Origin of the sequence: Galbibacter mesophilus, assembly GCF_023721415.1 — a bacterium.
In the GTDB taxonomy this organism is placed as follows: domain Bacteria; phylum Bacteroidota; class Bacteroidia; order Flavobacteriales; family Flavobacteriaceae; genus Galbibacter; species Galbibacter mesophilus.
This window is the reverse complement of sequence record NZ_JAMQVC010000002.1, coordinates 1,075,920-1,093,813: the sequence shown is the minus strand read 5'-3', so window position 1 is coordinate 1,093,813 and position 17,894 is coordinate 1,075,920. Positions and strand designations below refer to the sequence as shown.

At 36.2% G+C, this 17,894-nt stretch carries 19 protein-coding genes and 3 tRNA genes; 8 read left to right on the top strand and 14 right to left on the bottom strand.

What is annotated here, in order from left to right:
• Positions 1-8: 8 nt before the first annotated feature.
• The 7 genes from NDQ75_RS11540 to NDQ75_RS11510 form a co-directional block, all read right to left on the bottom strand.
• A complete protein-coding gene (locus tag NDQ75_RS11540; protein WP_202027653.1) occupies positions 9-365 on the bottom strand; it encodes a diacylglycerol kinase in 357 nt (118 codons plus the stop codon).
• On the bottom strand, positions 365-868 hold the full coding sequence (gene tpx / locus NDQ75_RS11535) for a thiol peroxidase (RefSeq protein ID WP_202027652.1): 504 nt from the start codon (positions 866-868) through the stop codon (positions 365-367). The genes NDQ75_RS11540 and tpx overlap by 1 nt, the downstream gene beginning before the upstream one ends.
• Positions 869-1,345: 477 nt before the next feature.
• Positions 1,346-1,606, bottom strand: coding sequence for a DUF6952 family protein (locus NDQ75_RS11530; protein ID WP_202027650.1), 261 nt, complete (start codon positions 1,604-1,606; stop codon positions 1,346-1,348).
• On the bottom strand, positions 1,587-1,901 hold the full coding sequence (locus tag NDQ75_RS11525; protein ID WP_202027648.1) for a thioredoxin family protein: 315 nt from the start codon (positions 1,899-1,901) through the stop codon (positions 1,587-1,589). Before NDQ75_RS11525 ends, NDQ75_RS11530 begins: the two co-directional genes overlap by 20 nt.
• Before the next feature lie 7 nt (positions 1,902-1,908).
• The gene (locus NDQ75_RS11520; RefSeq protein WP_202027646.1) at positions 1,909-2,547 is read right to left on the bottom strand and encodes a peroxiredoxin; all 639 of its coding nucleotides are present in this window, start codon (positions 2,545-2,547) and stop codon (positions 1,909-1,911) included.
• A 209-nt stretch (positions 2,548-2,756) separates the two neighbouring features.
• Positions 2,757-4,208: a Na+/H+ antiporter NhaC gene (nhaC, locus tag NDQ75_RS11515; RefSeq protein WP_202027644.1), complete on the bottom strand. Its 1,452-nt coding sequence runs from the start codon at positions 4,206-4,208 to the stop codon at positions 2,757-2,759.
• A 317-nt stretch (positions 4,209-4,525) separates the two neighbouring features.
• Positions 4,526-4,891 (bottom strand): lipocalin family protein, encoded by a 366-nt coding sequence (locus NDQ75_RS11510; RefSeq protein WP_202027643.1) that lies wholly within the window; start codon positions 4,889-4,891, stop codon positions 4,526-4,528.
• A 147-nt stretch (positions 4,892-5,038) separates the two neighbouring features.
• Between NDQ75_RS11510 and ccsA the strand changes: the two genes are divergently transcribed.
• From ccsA to NDQ75_RS11485, 5 genes are all read left to right on the top strand, one after another.
• Positions 5,039-8,242: a cytochrome c biogenesis protein CcsA gene (gene ccsA / locus NDQ75_RS11505; protein ID WP_202027641.1), complete on the top strand. Its 3,204-nt coding sequence runs from the start codon at positions 5,039-5,041 to the stop codon at positions 8,240-8,242.
• A gap of 145 nt (positions 8,243-8,387) precedes the next feature.
• Positions 8,388-9,557 carry a trans-sulfuration enzyme family protein gene (locus tag NDQ75_RS11500; protein WP_202027636.1) on the top strand — a complete coding sequence of 390 codons (1,170 nt, stop codon included), beginning with the start codon at positions 8,388-8,390 and terminating at the stop codon, positions 9,555-9,557.
• Between the two features lie 373 nt (positions 9,558-9,930).
• Positions 9,931-10,647 (top strand): bacillithiol biosynthesis deacetylase BshB1, encoded by a 717-nt coding sequence (gene bshB1 / locus NDQ75_RS11495; protein WP_202027634.1) that lies wholly within the window; start codon positions 9,931-9,933, stop codon positions 10,645-10,647.
• Between the two features lie 62 nt (positions 10,648-10,709).
• A tRNA-His gene (locus NDQ75_RS11490) sits at positions 10,710-10,785 on the top strand.
• 48 nt (positions 10,786-10,833) lie between these two features.
• Positions 10,834-11,094 (top strand): GIY-YIG nuclease family protein, encoded by a 261-nt coding sequence (locus NDQ75_RS11485; protein WP_202027632.1) that lies wholly within the window; start codon positions 10,834-10,836, stop codon positions 11,092-11,094.
• Between the two features lie 334 nt (positions 11,095-11,428).
• Here the strand turns inward: NDQ75_RS11485 and NDQ75_RS11480 are convergent, their stop codons facing one another.
• Positions 11,429-11,686 carry a hypothetical protein gene (locus NDQ75_RS11480; RefSeq protein WP_202027630.1) on the bottom strand — a complete coding sequence of 86 codons (258 nt, stop codon included), beginning with the start codon at positions 11,684-11,686 and terminating at the stop codon, positions 11,429-11,431.
• A 498-nt stretch (positions 11,687-12,184) separates the two neighbouring features.
• Positions 12,185-12,258 (bottom strand) — tRNA-Met (locus NDQ75_RS11475).
• 155 nt (positions 12,259-12,413) lie between these two features.
• On the opposite strand from NDQ75_RS11475, the gene NDQ75_RS11470 reads away from it, so the two are divergent.
• Positions 12,414-12,797, top strand: coding sequence for an START-like domain-containing protein (locus NDQ75_RS11470; RefSeq protein ID WP_202027628.1), 384 nt, complete (start codon positions 12,414-12,416; stop codon positions 12,795-12,797).
• A 55-nt stretch (positions 12,798-12,852) separates the two neighbouring features.
• Complete coding sequence (locus NDQ75_RS11465; protein ID WP_202027626.1) at positions 12,853-13,698, top strand: aminotransferase class IV; 846 nt, start codon at positions 12,853-12,855, stop codon at positions 13,696-13,698.
• An 11-nt stretch (positions 13,699-13,709) separates the two neighbouring features.
• On the opposite strand, the gene NDQ75_RS11460 is transcribed toward NDQ75_RS11465, so the two are convergent.
• From NDQ75_RS11460 to ubiE, 5 genes are all read right to left on the bottom strand, one after another.
• Positions 13,710-14,270 (bottom strand): YqgE/AlgH family protein, encoded by a 561-nt coding sequence (locus tag NDQ75_RS11460; protein WP_202027624.1) that lies wholly within the window; start codon positions 14,268-14,270, stop codon positions 13,710-13,712.
• Between the two features lie 132 nt (positions 14,271-14,402).
• Positions 14,403-14,675 (bottom strand): HU family DNA-binding protein, encoded by a 273-nt coding sequence (locus NDQ75_RS11455; protein ID WP_178952245.1) that lies wholly within the window; start codon positions 14,673-14,675, stop codon positions 14,403-14,405.
• Between the two features lie 187 nt (positions 14,676-14,862).
• Complete coding sequence (gene fmt, locus NDQ75_RS11450) at positions 14,863-15,816, bottom strand: methionyl-tRNA formyltransferase (RefSeq protein WP_202027622.1); 954 nt, start codon at positions 15,814-15,816, stop codon at positions 14,863-14,865.
• Positions 15,817-16,074: 258 nt separating this feature from the next.
• Positions 16,075-16,785, bottom strand: a complete 711-nt coding sequence (gene porT / locus NDQ75_RS11445) for a type IX secretion/gliding motility protein PorT/SprT (RefSeq protein ID WP_202027621.1) — start codon at positions 16,783-16,785, stop codon at positions 16,075-16,077.
• 30 nt (positions 16,786-16,815) lie between these two features.
• Positions 16,816-17,547 carry a bifunctional demethylmenaquinone methyltransferase/2-methoxy-6-polyprenyl-1,4-benzoquinol methylase UbiE gene (gene ubiE, locus NDQ75_RS11440; protein WP_202027619.1) on the bottom strand — a complete coding sequence of 244 codons (732 nt, stop codon included), beginning with the start codon at positions 17,545-17,547 and terminating at the stop codon, positions 16,816-16,818.
• 196 nt (positions 17,548-17,743) lie between these two features.
• Between ubiE and NDQ75_RS11435 the strand changes: the two genes are divergently transcribed.
• A tRNA-Arg gene (locus tag NDQ75_RS11435) sits at positions 17,744-17,815 on the top strand.
• Positions 17,816-17,894 lie beyond the last annotated feature (79 nt).

Genomic DNA, 17,894 nt, shown 5'->3' with positions numbered 1-17,894 from the left:
ATATATTTTCAAAATATTTTCGGAATGTAAATGATGCAGCCTACAATTATGGCGACAACAGCTGCGATGCATACTGCGCCTGCAGCAATGTCTTTTATAAACCCTATTTTTTTATGGTGTGAAGGATGTACAAAATCCGCTAGTTTTTCAATGCCTGTATTCATACCTTCTATACTCATTACCAAACCAATGGTAAGAGTTTGAAAAATCCATTCTGTGGAAGATAGACCAAAATAAAATCCGGCGATGGTTACAAGTATGGCAATACCAAATTGAACCTGAATGCTAGGTTCTGTGGATAGTAAAAGGTACACCCCTTTAAAGGCGTACCTGATACTGTGTATTCTGTTTTTAAGAAAAGACATTACCCGTTTAAAGCTTCTAATGCCGCTTCATAATTAGGTTCATCCACAATTTCGGAAACCTGTTCGGTATGGATAACTTTTCCATCTTCATCCAAAACAATTACTACCCTGCTTAATAAGCCTTCCAATGGACCATCGGTAAATTCCAACCCGTATTCTTTTCCGAAGCTGTGATTTCTAAAATCGGATAGAGAAATAACATTTTCCAATCCTTCAGCACCGCAAAATCTCGCCAAAGCAAAAGGCAGATCCCTTGAAATACATAATACTTTTGTGTTGTCTAGCGAAGTAGCTTTTTTATTGAATTCTCGTACACTGGCTGCACATGTTCCTGTATCGATACTTGGAAAAATATTAAGAACCAATTTCGATCCTTTAAAATCTTCCAAACTAGCGTTGGAAAGGTCTGTTTTTATTAGAGTAAATGCAGGAGCTTTGTTTCCTTTTGCTGGAAGTTCTCCTGAAGTATGAATTGTGTTTCCTTTTAAAGTAACTGTTGCCATGATGTTGATTAAAATTTGTTTAGTTTATAGGTTTAAAGGTATTAATAAAATGACTTTAGTTTACCTCCAAGCTTATAAATATTCAATTTAAATTTTATAAATCTTAAAACTTCTTTCATTTAGTTCATTAAATTTCCATTTATCTTTAATTGTATTCATGAATCTCCTACGTCGATTTCTTTTGCTCGCCCAAAAGAAACGAAACAAAGAACCTGCCTACCTGCGGTGAACAGGCAGGAAAGGCGCCTTATCCAAGGAATTTTTTCGACCATTAAGTCGAAAAACCGCAATCAAAACTCCGCGTCGCTTCGTGCCTTCGCTCCTGTTTTCGGAACTTTTGTTTGCTATTCTGTGGATAAGGAGCTTTAAAAATAAATGAGTTAATTCAAAACATAAATTAAACCACGAAACAAAAAAGCCACCTTTCAGGTAGCTTTTAAGCACTTTTTCAAATTTTTTCCCATCCAAGGTTCTGGACTATTTATCAATAGATCCCAAAACTCTTTTCATAAAGGCATTTACTGCCTCTTTTTGGCTCATTCCGTCTTCTTTAATCATTTTATTGACTTCCAAAGCACCGTACATATTGGAAATTAATTCTCCAATTACATCAAGTTCTTCATCTTTCAATGAAGGTACTTCAGTAATAGCTTCCAACGTTTCTATCGCTTCTAACACATAGTCTTCGTCGTTGGATTCTATAAAACTTGATAATTGTTTAATTACCGGTAGCTTCATCAATAAAAGATTTTAAAACGTCTGTTTTATTAGTCTGAATTTGGTTTACAACCTCACCATTTTTAAAAGCAGCAAATGTTGGTAAATTATCCACATTGGCTAACTTTCTGGACTCAGGAAATTTCTCAGCATCTGCAATTACGAAAGTTGCATTTTCCGCTTCCTGTGAAAATTTCTTGAATTTTGGCTTCATGATGCGGCAATTACCACACCATCCGGCAGAATATTGAACCAAAACGATTTCGTTTTCTGCAACCAATTCAGCTAAATTATCTTTTTCTAATTCTACTAACATACTATTATTAGTTAGAACTTAAATATGCTGCAACTCCTTTTCTGTCGGCGTTCATAGCCTCTTTTCCTTCTTCCCAATTTGCAGGACAAACTTCACCGTTTTTCTGTACGTGAGCGTAAGCGTCAATTAAGCGCAAGTATTCGTTTACGTTTCTTCCTACAGGCATGTCGTTTACACTTTCGTGAAATACTTTTCCATCTTCATCAATTAGGAAAGTAGCTCTAAAAGTTACGTTATCACCTTCGTAAACGTAAGAATCAGTTTCTTCGTTATACGTTTCAGAAGAAAGATCCAAAATGCGTAGCATGTTAGCAAGGTTTCTGTTGCTATCTGCTAATAACGGGTACGTAACACCTTCAATACCACCGTTGTCTTTTGCAGTGTTTAACCATGCAAAGTGAACTTCTGGAGTATCACAAGAAGCACCGATAACTAAGGTATTTCTCTTTTCGAATTCTCCTAATGCAGATTGAAAAGCGTGTAATTCAGTTGGACATACAAATGTAAAATCTTTCGGGTACCAGAAAAGAATAACTTTTTTCTTGTTTTTGATAGCTTCTTCCAACACATTAACTTTAAAAGTGTCGCCCATTTCATTCATAGCATCCACTGCTATATTTGGAAATTTTTTTCCTACTAATGCCATATCTATTATGATTTATTTATTGTTAAACTTCGTAAGCAAATTTAAGAAGTATGCTAGAGCAAACCATAGTTTTTAAATTATATTAACTTATATAAGAATAAGAAATGACAATACTTTTCCTTCTGAACAATCAATTTTACTGATAATCAAAAAGAAAGGTGTTTAATTTAAGCAATCGTCAAAAAATAACCGTTTTCGGTAGGGAATAATTATTTTTCGTTTAGCTGTTTTATTTTGATATGAAAGGCAGCGTAAAGCAATGTCATAAACGGACTCAAATAATTGAAGAAGGCATAGCCGATATAAGCAGTAGTATCTACACCTAAAACGCCACTTTGATAGGCTCCACAAGTATTCCACGGAACCAAAACTGAAGTTACTGTTCCCGAATCTTCCAAAGTTCTACTCAAGTTTTCAGGAGCCAGACCTTTATCACGGTATGCCTGTGCATACATTTTACCAGGAACAACAATAGCCAAATATTGGTCGGATGCGGTTACATTGAGTGCCAAGCAACTCGCCACCGTACTTGCAAAAAGTCCGAATACCGAATCGAAAGCGGTTAGCAACGCTTTGCTTATTCTAGAAAGAGCGCCAATAGCATCCATAATACCTCCAAAAACCATGGCACAAATAATTAGCCAAATGGTTCCCAACATTCCGGCCATACCTCCGGCAGAGAATAGGTCGTTGAGCTTTTCATTACTTGTTTCTACCGCTGTATCTACGGTAATAGCGTTCATAACACCTTTGTAACCAGATATAAAGGTAAGTTCGTCTGCTCCTGTAATGTTTTTCACAATTTCTGGCTGAAAAATAATAGCGAAAACACCGCCCAGTAAGGTGCCAATCAATAACGCCAAAAGTGGTGGAGCTTTTTTAACGATTAAGAATATAACAACAACGGGAACGATAAAAAGCCATGGGGTAATAAAAAAAGACTCTTCAATGGACGAAAGCAATGCAGCTGTATCTGGAACTTTGGTAGTATCCAAATTTAAACCAATGATGGTAAAAATAATAAGTGTAACTATAACTGTTGGCACCGTAGTGAGTGCCATGTACCGTATGTGCGAGAACAAATCGGTTCCCGCCATAGCAGGAGCGAGGTTGGTAGTATCACTTAATGGAGACATTTTATCGCCAAAATAAGCGCCTGATATTACAGCACCGGCTGTCATTCCAGGTGAAATTCCCAAAGCGCCTCCAATCCCAACCAAGGCAATACCCACAGTGGCCGAAGTCGTCCAACTACTTCCTGTCGCAATAGAAATAATAGCACAGATAACTACACAAGCCGCTAAAAAGAAAGTCGGATTTAAGATTTGTAGTCCGTAATAAATCATGGAAGGAATTACTCCGCTAATGAGCCATGTTCCAGCGAGGGCTCCAACAAAAAGTAAAATTAGGATTGCGCCAGCAGTAGATTTTATATTGTTGGATACTTCTTCGAGCATCCGGTCGTAAGAAACCTTGTTTGCTATTCCTACAATAGCAGCAACTGCACCACCAATTAAAAGTATAAATTGATTTGATCCGCTGAGAGCGTCATCTCCAAAAACAAAAACATTAAATGCCAATAAACCTACTAAAACAATCACTGGAATCAATGCTTCCCAAATGCTAAGCTCCTTATTCTGAATTACTTTCTCTTCTTCCATTAAATATGTTTGATGCCCTTCTGAAGGGTTTAGAATCCGACTGTTAGGAATCGGATTATGTTAGAAATACTTGAAAAATCTCAAGAAAACGCTCAAAGATAGTTCAAAATGTAATGTTACAAAATGAAGAGGAAAGTTCAAAGTATCGATTCAAAAGATTTATTCCTGTAGTATTAATGAAAAAGTTGTTTTAAAATGAAGGAAAACAAAAAAAGCACACAAAAAAGAAAAGTTTCATTTCCGTGTGCGTTTGAATGAGAAATAATTTCAGAAGAGATAATAAAAACCAATTCTGAAAATTGTAATTAATGACTAAACTATTGCGTTTTCATATATTCAAGAGTACCGAGCATTCCATTAGAGATAATCCGCTTCTCGGAATCTAGATGTTCTACTTTAAATTTTAAAGGACCGGAACCTGAATCAATTTGAAGTTCTTTATTATCCTTGGTTAATTTCCACGTTCCAGGGTAGGTTTCATTACCTATCTTGCTTGTAAAATCATGATTTTCTTCAAAAACTTGATACACTTCCGCAGTACCAAACTCTTTCTTGATGCTTTTTTCTTTTCCATTAGGCTTGGTGAATTTCACCAATTTCCAGGTGCCTACCATGTCCTGTTCGGTCTGTGCATGGGCACTGTAAAGGAAAAGAGAGCAGATAATAATCATTAAATTTTTCATGATTGTTATATTTAAAATTATCTACCACTAAGTTACAACAAGTTACGTTATGGATTTTCTAATATTATCCTAATTTAACGTAAAAAATGAGAAAATCGCCTTATTTTTGCGCACTGAAATTCAATTGGTAAATTACACTTTATACTGATGTTAGATTCCCTAAAGAAGATTTTATTCTCTACACGTTTAATGGCCATTCTTTTTGTTGTATTTGCAACTGCTATGGCATTTGGTACTTTTATTGAAAGCTGGTACAGCACCGAAACCTCCAAAATTTGGATTTATAATACCTGGTGGTTCGAAGTGATTATGTTGCTTTTCATGATTAACTTCTTAGGAAATATAAAACGTTACCGATTGTTTAAAAAGGAGCAATGGCCAGTTCTTTTGCTTCACTTGTCTTTCATTTTAATAATTTTCGGGGCGTTTGTAACCCGTTATATAGGTTACGAAGGTGCAATGCCTATTCGTGAAGGCGCTTCTACTGATTATATTCTTACACAGAAAAAGTATGTTTCTGCTTTTGTTGATGGTGAAATAAACGGCGAACCGAAACGAAAAGCGCTTCAAGATGAAATTATGGTCACCAAAGAGGCCATTAAATCTTCACTTCCTTGGAAATCCGACTTTAATGGGCAACCATTCACAGTTTCGTATGCTGGTTTTATTGAAGGTGCAGAAGAAGGCTTAATAGAAACTCCCGATGGTGACACCTATTTGAAAATAGTGGAAGCGGGCGGTGGAAGTAGACATGACCACTATCTTAAAGAGGGAGAAGTATCTAGTATTCACAATATTTTATTTGCCTACAATAAACCAACAGAAGGAGCCATCAATATTACGGTTAACGATTCTATAAGCACCTTACAATCTCCTTTTGATGGAACTTTCATGCGAATGGCAGATCAATTGCAGGGAACAGTAATAAAAGATAGCGTTCAGCCGCTAATGTACCGATCGCTTTACAATGCTGCGGGAATGCAATTTGTATTTCCGGACAAGGCTATAAAAGGGGAGTACGGCGTTGTTGAATCAGAGACTAAAGTTAAAGACCAAACCGATGCCATTATTTTGGATGTTTCCAGTAACGGAGAAACCAAACAAGTGAAATTACTTGGAGGGGTTGGACATTTGATTCAGCCTAAAACCGTAGAGGTGGGCGGATTGAAATTTCATCTTTCTTATGGATCTATTCGTAAGGAATTGCCCTTTAGCATTACCTTAAACGATTTTATTGCCAAAAAATATCCAGGAACTCAAAAGGGATATTCTTCTTTCGAAAGCAAAGTAACCGTAAATGATGATCCCTCATTTGATTATCATATTTATATGAATCACGTATTGGATCATAAAGGATATCGTTTCTTCCAATCTGGATTCGATCCAGACGAAAAAGGGACGATTCTATCCGTAAATCACGATTTTTGGGGAACTTGGATAACCTACATCGGCTATTTCTTTTTGTATGCCGGACTTATGGGTATTATGTTCTTCGGAAAAACACGTTTTAAAAGCCTTGGCGAAATGCTCGATAAAGTAAAAGCTAAAAAAGCAAAATTAACGGCAGTAGTGGTATTTTTCACGCTGTTCAACGGTTTTGCTCAAAATATCCCGATGCATAGTGAACGTAAAGATCACGATCATCAACAAGTGGAAGAAGAGGAGCATATGCATGTGGCGGCTCCAACTAAAGCTCAGGTTGATTCTCTGCTCAAAACAACCGTGGTAAACAAGGAGCATGCAGCTAAATTTGGTTCATTAGTTATTCAGGATAGCGAAGGCCGAATGAAACCTGTTAATACTTTTGCTTCGGAATTAATGCGTAAGCTTACAAAATCCGATTCTTTTGAAGGTATGGATGCCAACCAAGCGTTGCTTTCCATGCTTCAGAATCCAGGATTGTGGTACAATGTGGATTTTATTTACATCACTTCAAAAAATGATAGTATCCGTACGGTAATCGATGTGCCTAAAGATCAGGAATATGTAAAAGCTCTTGATTTCTTCGATGGAGTAAACTATAAATTGGCGCCATATTTAGAAGAAGCGTATGCAACAAATACTCCAAACTCCTTTCAAAAGGGGTTTAGGGAATTCGATTTAAAATTAGGACTTATCAATCAAGCGCTGGGGGGTGATATTCTTCGTATTTATCCGTTGCCAAACAGCGAAAACAATAAATGGATATCTGCTCCAGATTATGAAAAAGGTGATTACAAAGTGAAAGATTCTTTGTATGCCAATTTCATTAATAAGTCATTGCCGTTTTACCTCATGGCACTTCAGCAAGCCAAAAGTACGGGGGATTATACGCAAGCAGATAAGATTCTAGATGCGTTTAAACAGAACCAAAAGAATTATGGATCAGAAGTAATGCCTTCAGACAATAAAATTGAAGCTGAAATTTTATATAACGAAGTTAATATTTTTCAAGAGCTTTTAATCTGGTATTTGGTGATTGGTATAATCATGTTTACTGCTATTATCGTGCAAATATTTAATGATAATAAGGTGGTACGCGGAATCATTTTTGCTTCCAAAATCGCCATTTTTGTCATGTTTGCCCTTCAAACAGCTGGATTAGGCTTCCGTTGGTATATAAGTGGACATGCTCCTTGGAGTGATGCTTATGAAAGTGTTTTGTATGTGGCGTGGAGTACTATGGGACTCGGACTTTTGTTTGCACGAAAAAGTGACTTAACTGTGGCGGCTACGGCCTTTGTAACGGCAATTATTCTCTTTGGAGCCCATATGAACTGGTTAGACCCTGCCGTTGCCAATTTACAGCCCGTTTTAGATAGCTACTGGTTAATGATTCACGTAGCGGTTATTGTAGGAAGTTACGGTCCGTTTACCATGGGGATGATTCTTGGGATGGTAACATTGTTCTTAATAATTTTTACTACCAAGAAGAACAAGGCCAAAATGGAATTAAGCATACAGGAATTAACTATAATTAATGAATTGGCTTTAACCGTAGGCTTGGTCATGCTTACCATTGGTAATTTCCTCGGAGGACAATGGGCCAACGAGAGTTGGGGACGTTACTGGGGATGGGACCCTAAAGAAACTTGGGCATTAATAAGTATTATGGTATATGCATTTGTAATCCACATGCGTTTGGTTCCAGGACTTCGTGGAAGATGGGGCTTTAACTTTGCCAGTATTGTTGCTTTTGCCAGCATTATGATGACCTATTTCGGGGTGAATTTCTACTTAGCTGGATTGCACTCGTACGCTAGTGGAGATAAAGTAATTACACCAAACTTTGTTTATTATTCCGTTGCTTTCGTATTGATTTTAGGTGGGGTAAGCTACTGGCGCTATCAAAAGATGTACAAAAAGGCATAAAATAGTGTTCTAAAAAGTACTTCATAAAAAATATAACATATTAATAACAAAAGCTTTAACTTAGAGAGTTGAAGCTTTTGTTGTTTTTATAGGAATTTTATACCCGAACTTATTTGTCGTAAGTTCATTAATCAATTCAGAAATTATGAATTCTAAAAATTTGATGTTAAATACCATTTGCACGCATTTAGGTGAAGTGAAAGACAACCAATACAAAGGAGCTGTTTCGCCTATTTATACAGCTACTTCCTATGCGTACGAAAATGTTGATGTAAAACGATACCCGCGTTATTTCAATACGCCTAACCAAATAGGTCTGGCGAAGAAATTGGCGGCCCTGGAACACGCAGAATCTGCACTTATTTTTGGGAGTGGGATGGCTGCGGTAAGCACCAGTCTTTTAGCATTTTTAAAGGCGGGCGACCATGTGGTGTTGCAAAAAGTACTTTATGGTGGTACGTATAATTTTGTTGTGGAAGAACTAAAAAGGTTTGGCATTGATTTTTCCTTTACGGAAGGACTGTCAGAAAAAGATTTTGAAGAGAAGATAAAACCAAATACCAAAGTTATTTTCATTGAAACGCCTTCCAATCCGCTTCTAAGCATTACCGATTTAACGATGATTGCCAAGTTGGCAAAAACGAATCAGTTGATTACAATGATTGATAATACCTTTGCCTCACCTGTAAATCAGAATCCAATTGACTTCGGTATTGATGTTGTTATTCACAGCGCCACGAAATATTTGGGTGGACATAGCGATATTCTTGCCGGTGCCGTTTGTTCTTCCGAAGAAAACATAGAAAAAATCTTTTCATTGGGGAAAAATCTCGGTGGAAGTTTAAGTGATTACACCGTTTGGCTATTAGAAAGAAGTATAAAAACACTGGGTATTCGTGTAAAGGCACAAAACCGGAATGCCAAAAAACTTGCAAAATACTTCAGTAAAAATGAAGCGATAGATACGGTGTATTATCCCGGACTCAAAACACATCCGGATTACGAGTTGGCAAAAGAACAGATGCGTGGGTTTGGCGGGATGATTTCTTTTGAATTAAAATCTGATATTGACTCCGTTGAGTTTGTAAATTCATTGGAAATTATAAAACCTTCCATGAGTTTGGCAGGGGTAGAGAGTACAATTGTTTCCCCAGCGAAAACGTCTCATGCGTTGCTATCCCAGGAAGAAAGAAAAAAGCAAGGGATAAGCGAAAACCTTTTGAGACTTTCCGTTGGTATTGAAGATAAACGGGACTTGATAGCCGACTTTGAACAAGCGGTTTCCAAAGTAAAAGCAAAGAGTATATTGATTTAAGTTTAGATTCCCTTATTTTTGAATCAATATTTTTTAAGTTCATAAATTCATTCTAGATATCAAATGTCAACTTTAGTTAAGCTCCTTATCCCGAGAATAGCAATCAAAAGCTCCGAGATCAGGAGTGTAGGAACGGAGCGACGCGGAGTTTTGATTTCGGTTTTTCGACTTCATGGTCGAAAAAATTCCTTGGATAAGGCGCCTTTTTCTTTGTTTCGTTTCTTTTGGGCGAGCAAAAGAAATGAAAGAGCGCTCTTATACTTGAAATTCCAAAAGTTTCTGCACTTGAGTAATGAAACTGACATACAACTCGCGTAATTATTTTAATGTTGTCATGGAGTATCAGAAACAAATTATTAAATTAAAATAAACAATGAAACTAGATATATTAGCTTTTGGTTCGCATCCCGATGATGTTGAATTAGGCTGTGGCGCAACACTCGCCAAAGAAATAAAGTTTGGGAAATCTGCCGGTATTATAGACCTTACAAGAGGTGAGTTAGGAACAAGAGGTTCTGCTGAATTGAGAGATAAAGAAGCTGCTAAAGCCGCTAAAATACTAGGGGTTGAAGTTCGTGAAAATTTACGTTTTGCCGATGGTTTTTTTATAAATGATAAAGAGCATCAGCTGGAAGTAATTAAAATGATTAGAAAGTACAAACCCGACATTGTTTTGTGCAATTCCATAGACGACAGGCATATTGACCATGCAAAGGGTAGTAAATTGGTAAGCGATGCTTGTTTTCTAAGCGGTTTGATGAAAATTGAAACGGCCCACGACGGAAAAAAACAGGAAGCTTGGCGCCCAAAATATGTATACCATTATATTCAATGGAAAAATTTAGAGCCCGATTTTGTAGTAGATGTTAGCGGATTTATAGATACAAAAATGGAAGCTATAAAAGCATATAGCTCACAATTTTTCGACCCAAAAAGCAAAGAACCGGAAACGCCCATTACCAGTAAAAACTTTTTTGACAGTTTAGATTACAGGGCTCGGGATCTAGGAAGGTTGATAGGTGTGGAGCATGCGGAAGGATTTACCGCAGAAAGATTGCTGGGCGTGAATGAGTTAGATAATTTAGTGTAAAAAACTTACTTTTTTCTTTGCAAAAGAAATAAAATCGATTACATTTGCATCCGCAATTAAACGGTGGTTGTAGCTCAGCTGGTTAGAGCGCTAGATTGTGGTTCTAGAGGTCGCCGGTTCGAAACCGGTCTTCCACCCAAAGCAAGAGGCTTCTCGTAAGAGAGGCCTTTTTTGTATCTTCCCGTGATGTATTTCGTTTATATTCTTTATTCTGAAAAATTAGATAAATATTACAAGGGTTTTACTCGTGATATGAATGATCGTTTGTACCGACATAATTCTGGATTGGAAAATTTCACTTCCAAAGGTGCTCCATGGAAACTAATGTTAACCATTGAAAAAGCCACTAAAAAAGAGGCCCTTAGTTTGGAACGCAAGCTTAAGAACCTTAATCGCTCCAGATTGGAATCATTTATTGTAAAATATAGTTCGAATCAAGACGATTGATTCAAGGAATCAATGTCTTGATGCCGACCGTTAGCGTCGGCAACCGGTCTTCCACCCAAAGCAAGAGGCTTCTCGTAAGAGGGGCCTTTTTTTGTATCCCTATTTTTCAACTTAAAGGATCCAAAAAAACCTTTGAGGATAGCCGAAAACAACCTTCTGTAAAGTTGTTTGAAGACAGAAGATAGAAGTTGGAAGTCAGAAGCTGAAAGCTAGATACTGTAAGTTAGAAGGATTTGTGGTTTGAATTTTCTGTATCTGTTAGAAATAAAAGGATCAAAAAAACTTTAAACCCTCAAACCTTTGACGCTCGGCAACTTTTAAGACGTACTCAACTTTACGCCTCAACAATCAACCATTTGGGTTCAAAAACCACCTGTTTAGGTGATATTACATTCTTTTTAGCTTTTGAAACAGAGTTTTTTGGCAAAATCGGGCAATTTTTAGGTCCCAAAGCCAAATTTTTAGGTCCTGAACCTAAAATTTTAGGTCTTGAGGCTAAAACATTAGACAAAACACCCAAAAGTTTTAAAGAACAACCTAAACGTTTAGCTCTTCTACCTAAAAGTTTGGGTGTACCACCTAAAAATTTCATCCTTTAACCTAAAAAGGAGACCATTTAAGCTAAAAACTTCATTAAATAACTAAAAAGAGGGAAGACGGAAGTCGGATGCTGGAAGCTAGAGGTTTGAAGTTTCAAGTCATTTCGAAGTCGACTGAAAGTGAGACAGAGAAATCACATTACTCTTTTGAATAACTGGATGCGATATCTCCCTATGGTCGATATGACTTTAGTAGTCTAAAGAGTTTTTAGTTTAAAGTTTCTAGTTTAGTCGAACAACTAACAACGAAAAACTTTGCACCTTTGAACCTCTGCAACTAGACAACACAGCAACTTAACAAATCAACAATTAAAAGATAGAAACTGAATGTTGAGAGTTTAGGAGTTTTAGGTTTCAGCTATCTCGTGATTATCGAAAAGTAATAAACCTTATCTCTTTTTCTTTTTAACTCATTCCATTTCTAAAAAGAATTCAGTAATTCAATAAACCAAAAAAGGCCCCACATTGCTGTGAAGCCTTATCTTTTCTTGTAGCGAGAACGAGATTTGAACTCGTGACCTCCGGGTTATGAATCCGACGCTCTAACCAACTGAGCTACCTCGCCATTTTTATTTCGCAATCGCTTTGTGAATGCGGGTGCAAATATAAAAACAAATTCATCTTAATCAAATCAAACACGAAAAATATTTTTTTAAATAAAATTGATCTAGTTAGTCAGAAATAATTATATTGTCGCTTTATAAATTATGATTTTAAAGTATGGAAGAGAAAGTAAAATATGAATTGGAATTTCCTATACAATCTTCGCCTCAATTATTGTATCAATATATTTCAACCCCTTCAGGATTATCAGAATGGTTTGCAGACAATGTAAATTCACGTGGTGAGCTTTTCACGTTTATTTGGGATGGATCCGAAGAGCAAGCAAAATTAGTTCGTAAAAAGAGTGGAGAACTGGTAAAATTTAAATGGGTAGAAGGTGATGAAGATACTTTCTTTGAAATTAAAATTGTAGTCGATGAAATTACAAAAGACGTTTCGTTGGTAGTTACAGATTTTACCGATGAAGATGAAGTGGATGAAGCGAAAATGTTGTGGGAGAATCAAATTTCAGATCTTAAACAAGTATTGGGTTCTGCTTAGGAATCCACAATCTTAAAAAGTATATTTGTGCCTTGAATTTTCAAGGCATTTTTTTATGGTAAATTTTAACGGAGAAATACTAGCGGCAGGAACCCATTTTTTAAATGAAGAGAATCGTGGATTACGTTATGGCGATGCTTTGTTTGAAACCATTCGCGTAGTGAACAACAAAATTTTCTTTTGGGAGTCGCATTACCTTCGTTTAATGGCGTCCATGCGTATCATGCGTATGGAAATTCCTATGAGTTTTACCATGGAGTTTCTTCAGCAGGAAATTGAAAGAACGATTCAAGAAAATGGCTTGGAAAGTAAACCTGCTCGCATTAGAATTACGGTTTATAGAAATACAGGAGGTTTCTATACGCCCGAAAATAATGAAATTACTTACATCATTGAGGCTGTCGAGCTAGAGCACCCTTTTTATATTTTAAAGGATTCTTCTTGCGAAGTGGAGTTGTTTAAAGATCATTATGTGAATTCGGGTTTATTAGCTTCCTTAAAGAGCAATAACAAGATTTTAAACGTGCTGGCAGGAATTTTCGCCAAAGAAAATGATTATGACAACTGTTTGTTGCTGAACGAGAAAAAGAACGTGATAGAAGCTACTAACGGCAATCTATTTCTAGTAAAAGGCAACATACTTAAAACCCCGCCAATTTCTGAAGGTTGCTTAAACGGAATTTTACGCAAGCAACTTATAGAAATCATTGAAAAATCGGATGATTTAGAACTTAAAGAAGAATCTATTTCACCATTTGAGCTTCAAAAAGCAGACGAATTGTTTACTACCAATGTTATCTCTGGGATTACTTCCATTACCAAATACCGCAAAAAAACGTATGGAAATGATAAGGCTAAACAATTAATTGGAAAACTGAATGCGAGAGCTCGATTAGCCTAATTCTATATAAGTTAATTTAAAATAGGATTTTCCGGTGCGTTGGACCAAATAAGGTAATCACCGCCTAGTTCCAGCATTTTTTCTTTCCAGAAGTCCATCGGTGATTTTTTAATTACATTACTTTTGTATTTATTTTCAGAAACCACCCAAGAGTTACTGGTAAGCTCTTTCTCAAGTTGGAACATATCCCAACCCGAATAGCCTAAGAAGAATTTAATTTCAGAATCTTTTATATCGCCTTGATTGATAAGATCGATAATGGTTTCAAAATCTCCTCCCCAATAAATTCCGTTGGATATTTCTATGCTGTTAGAAATAAGATGAGGAATTTTATGTATAAAATACAGGTTATCCTGTTCTACAGGGCCACCATTATAGACTTTTAAAGATTTCTTGATTTCGGGAACAAGCTCGTTAAGGCGAAATTCTAAGGGCTTATTTAAAATAAAACCTATTGATCCCTCACTATTGTGCTCGGCGAGCAATACTACTGACCTGTTGAAAGCTACATCGCCAATTATGGAGGGCTCGGCAATTAGCAAATGGCCTTTCTTTGGAGTTAAAGCAACCATAAGCTCACGAATTTTTCTTTTAAATCTATAAAAAAAAGAGGAATAGTCAAATTTTAATGTAAGTTTTTTTGGACAAAGAGCCAAAAAAAGCGCCATTAAGACGCTTTTAGTAACTATTTTGAGCTTGTTTAATTAATTTACAGCACCGGCCAATTCTGCACCTGCTTTAAATTTAACTACATTTTTAGCAGCAATTTTAATAGTTTTTCCAGTTTGAGGGTTTCTTCCTTCTCTTGCAGATCTTTTAGATACTGACCAAGATCCAAAACCAACTAGGGAAACTCTACCACCTTTTTTTAGTGTACTTTCTACACTACCTAAAAAAGATTCTAATGCTTTTTTTGCTGCTGCTTTTGTAATTCCTGCATCAGCAGCCATTGCATCGATTAATTCTGTTTTGTTCATAATTTAAAGATTTTAAATGAATATACGGTTAAACATTTATTTAATTTGATACACAAAATTATACGGATTTACTTCCCACGCAAGGAATATCAAAGGAAATCGAGGATTTTGTTAATAACTTCCGCTTATTGTTGATAAAGTACCCTTGTTTTTATTATTATTCCTGAATCCCAACTATAATGCGGTTTCACAGCATTTTCGAATTTTCCTCGAACTTGTATCCGTTCAGAACATCTTTAATAGACATTTTTCGTTTTCCGGGTAACTGTATTGTTTTCAGGATGATAAATCCGTCTAGCGTAGAAACACGAACCGTATTATTTTCTATTAAAATACTTCCAACATCGCTGTTAGGTGTTCCAATTTCTTTCTCTACCTCATAAAATTTCACATTTACCGGTTCGGCTTCTCCATTTTTTAAGTAACTCCAAGCAGTAGGATAGGGGCTGAGCCCTCTAATTAGATTGTAAATCTCTTGTGTACTTTGATTCCAGTTAATTTTTGTGTTTTCTTTATTTAGTTTGTAAGCCGTTTTTAAACCTTCTTCCTTTGGTTGAACTTGCGGTTCTACTTTTCCTTTTTCAATTTTTTCTAGCGTATCTACAACCAAATTGGCTCCAGTGGCCTTTAATTTGTCATGAAGACTCCCAGCATCTTCATGCTCCTCAATGGAAACTTCTTTTTGTTCAATGATAGCTCCCGTATCTATTTTTTCATCTATAAAAAAGGTGGTAACCCCAGTTTTAGTTTCTCCGTTGATAATCGCCCAATTTATGGGTGCAGCACCGCGATAATCTGGCAGCAATGAAGCATGAAGGTTAAAAGTGCCCAGCGACGGCATTTTCCATACTACTTCGGGTAACATTCTAAAAGCAACAACTACCTGAAGGTTTGCATTTAACTCTTTTAATTGATTTAAAAAATTTTCATCTTTTAAGTTGGTGGGCTGTAAAACAGGTAAATTTCTTTCCAGGGCGAACTGTTTAACGGCAGATTGTTGCACTTTTCTTCCTCTTCCTGCTGGTCTGTCTGGCGCGGTGATGAGGCCTACTACTTCATAACCGTTTTCTAAAATATTTTGAAGGGTTCCCACTGCAAAATCAGGAGTACCCATAAATACAATCCTTAGTTTATTCTTCATGATATTTCTTCTGAAAAAATTAGATTTCAAAGATACTTAGTTTCTTCTGAAGTTACTAGCGGAATAGACGAGAGGGCGTTGGGGAATTAGAATTAAGATTTCAGAATTATATTGAGCAGCACAAAGAAACTAGAACAAATATCATGGAGTTTGTATCCGTTAAATTACATAACCATCAAGCTATTAAATACATTAAAACTTGAAGTTAGGAAATCTCAAAAAAAGAAATGTCAGAAAATAATTTCTTCAGCAATAAAACTATTCAAAAGTAAAGTTTATAAATACAGCCCTGGAATACATTCCATTGATATTGGATGTCCACTGACTGTTGGGATTGTTGTCCTGCACCAGTTCATCGGTTAAAGCAAAAACACCTCGGATGGACGGCGAAAATTTAAAATAGTACAAATAGAAATCAATTCCGAAGCCAAGCTCATAGTAATATGTGCTTTTTTTCATTCTGAAAGTACCCGTGCTATTATCTTCAGCATTGTCTTGATTACTGCTTAAATTTAATGATGCAGAAACGCCACCGACTACATAAGGTTTGAAATTCCCTAACCGTTTGGTACTTGCTTTTATTAAAAGCGGCACATGGATGTAAGTTGATTTTACTTCACGAAGAAAATCACGTTCATCTGAGAATCCAGGAAAACCTAAATCCCGCTGTGTGTAATAAAGGCCTGGTTCTAAGCGAAGGTCGAAGTAATCGTTAAGCCTTAGCTCTCCAATAAGTCCTACATTAAAACCAAAATTTTTTGCAACCAGTACATCTGTTTTATTTTGTGCAGGGTCGTATTCGTTGTAATCGAATTTAAAATCATACTGATTAAGCCCTAAAAAATACCCCCAATTAAGACGCTTTTTGTCCTCGTTTTCTAAGTTAAGAATGGGGTCTTCTTTAAACTGAGCGAAAAGTGTGAGCGATCCACACATGGAAAACAATACTAAAAAGAGTGCTTTTTTCATTATACAGGTTAAGTTAGTCAAGGTTATTTTTTATTTGTACGCTTCATAAATGGTTGCCACTCCAAATGTTTGTGGACGGTCTTTTACATTAGTAAACCCAATTTTACGTAAAATATTGTTGAAATCTTCCCCAAAAGGAAAAACTGAAGCAGATTTGGATAAATAAGCATATGCAGAACGGTCTTTAGAAAACACCTTTCCAATTAATGGAAGAATTCCACGAGTGTAAATGTTGTATCCTTGTTTGTAGGGTGGTTTTGTAGGAACAGATGTTTCCAATACCACAAAAATTCCACCTTTTTTTAGTACGCGGAAAATTTCTGATAATCCTTTTTCCAAGTCTTCAAAATTACGAACTCCAAAAGCCACGGTCACAGCATCAAAATAATTGTCTTCAAAAGGTAAAGCTTCACTATCGCCAAGTACCATTTCAATTTTTTCTGAAAGTTTTTTTTGGGAAACTTTTTGCTTTCCAACTTCTAACATGCCTGGGGAAATGTCGAGACCTACAATTTTATTGGCGTTAGTTTGCAATGCCATATTTATAGCTAAATCTCCCGTACCTGTAGCGATATCCAAAACACTTTCTGGATGGGTATTATTTATCATAGATACCACTTTTTCCCGCCACTTAACATCGATTCCGAAAGAAATAACCCGGTTTAGACCGTCGTATTTCCCAGAAATGGTATCAAACATTTTGGTTACTTGTTCCTTTTTTCCAAGGGATGAATCACCGTAAGGTGTAACTTTCTTGTCCATCTGCAAAATTTTGGTAAATATACTATTTATAGTTTTCCGCTCTTTAAATTAGCGGAAAAATGTAGGGAGCAACTTTCAATTAGAAAATGGGCAAATATCTGTTTTCTCAGTAGAATTTGAGCTTCATTGGATTGTTTACGAAAGAAAGAAACTAGTTTTGCGATTTCGATTTTTGTATTATTTTTGATCATCCTGAGGCCCCGTAGTTCAAGGGATAGAATAGAAGTTTCCTAAACTTTAGATCCAGGTTCGAGTCCTGGCGGGGCTACTTTTCATTGAAAAATAAGCTTTCCTTTCAGAAATAAAATCAACTTTTTTTAAATCCATAAGAAACGTATTTAAAGAAG

Coding starts and splice junctions, on each gene's coding strand:
- NDQ75_RS11540 (WP_202027653.1), bottom strand. CDS start 365: ATGTCTTTTCTTAAAAACAGAATACACAGTATCAGGTACGCCTTTAAA.
- tpx (WP_202027652.1), bottom strand. CDS start 868: ATGGCAACAGTTACTTTAAAAGGAAACACAATTCATACTTCAGGAGAA.
- NDQ75_RS11530 (WP_202027650.1), bottom strand. CDS start 1,606: ATGAAGCTACCGGTAATTAAACAATTATCAAGTTTTATAGAATCCAAC.
- NDQ75_RS11525 (WP_202027648.1), bottom strand. CDS start 1,901: ATGTTAGTAGAATTAGAAAAAGATAATTTAGCTGAATTGGTTGCAGAA.
- NDQ75_RS11520 (WP_202027646.1), bottom strand. CDS start 2,547: ATGGCATTAGTAGGAAAAAAATTTCCAAATATAGCAGTGGATGCTATG.
- nhaC (WP_202027644.1), bottom strand. CDS start 4,208: ATGGAAGAAGAGAAAGTAATTCAGAATAAGGAGCTTAGCATTTGGGAA.
- NDQ75_RS11510 (WP_202027643.1), bottom strand. CDS start 4,891: ATGAAAAATTTAATGATTATTATCTGCTCTCTTTTCCTTTACAGTGCC.
- ccsA (WP_202027641.1), top strand. CDS start 5,039: ATGTTAGATTCCCTAAAGAAGATTTTATTCTCTACACGTTTAATGGCC.
- NDQ75_RS11500 (WP_202027636.1), top strand. CDS start 8,388: ATGAATTCTAAAAATTTGATGTTAAATACCATTTGCACGCATTTAGGT.
- bshB1 (WP_202027634.1), top strand. CDS start 9,931: ATGAAACTAGATATATTAGCTTTTGGTTCGCATCCCGATGATGTTGAA.
- NDQ75_RS11485 (WP_202027632.1), top strand. CDS start 10,834: ATGTATTTCGTTTATATTCTTTATTCTGAAAAATTAGATAAATATTAC.
- NDQ75_RS11480 (WP_202027630.1), bottom strand. CDS start 11,686: ATGAAATTTTTAGGTGGTACACCCAAACTTTTAGGTAGAAGAGCTAAA.
- NDQ75_RS11470 (WP_202027628.1), top strand. CDS start 12,414: ATGGAAGAGAAAGTAAAATATGAATTGGAATTTCCTATACAATCTTCG.
- NDQ75_RS11465 (WP_202027626.1), top strand. CDS start 12,853: ATGGTAAATTTTAACGGAGAAATACTAGCGGCAGGAACCCATTTTTTA.
- NDQ75_RS11460 (WP_202027624.1), bottom strand. CDS start 14,270: ATGGTTGCTTTAACTCCAAAGAAAGGCCATTTGCTAATTGCCGAGCCC.
- NDQ75_RS11455 (WP_178952245.1), bottom strand. CDS start 14,675: ATGAACAAAACAGAATTAATCGATGCAATGGCTGCTGATGCAGGAATT.
- fmt (WP_202027622.1), bottom strand. CDS start 15,816: ATGAAGAATAAACTAAGGATTGTATTTATGGGTACTCCTGATTTTGCA.
- porT (WP_202027621.1), bottom strand. CDS start 16,785: ATGAAAAAAGCACTCTTTTTAGTATTGTTTTCCATGTGTGGATCGCTC.
- ubiE (WP_202027619.1), bottom strand. CDS start 17,547: ATGGACAAGAAAGTTACACCTTACGGTGATTCATCCCTTGGAAAAAAG.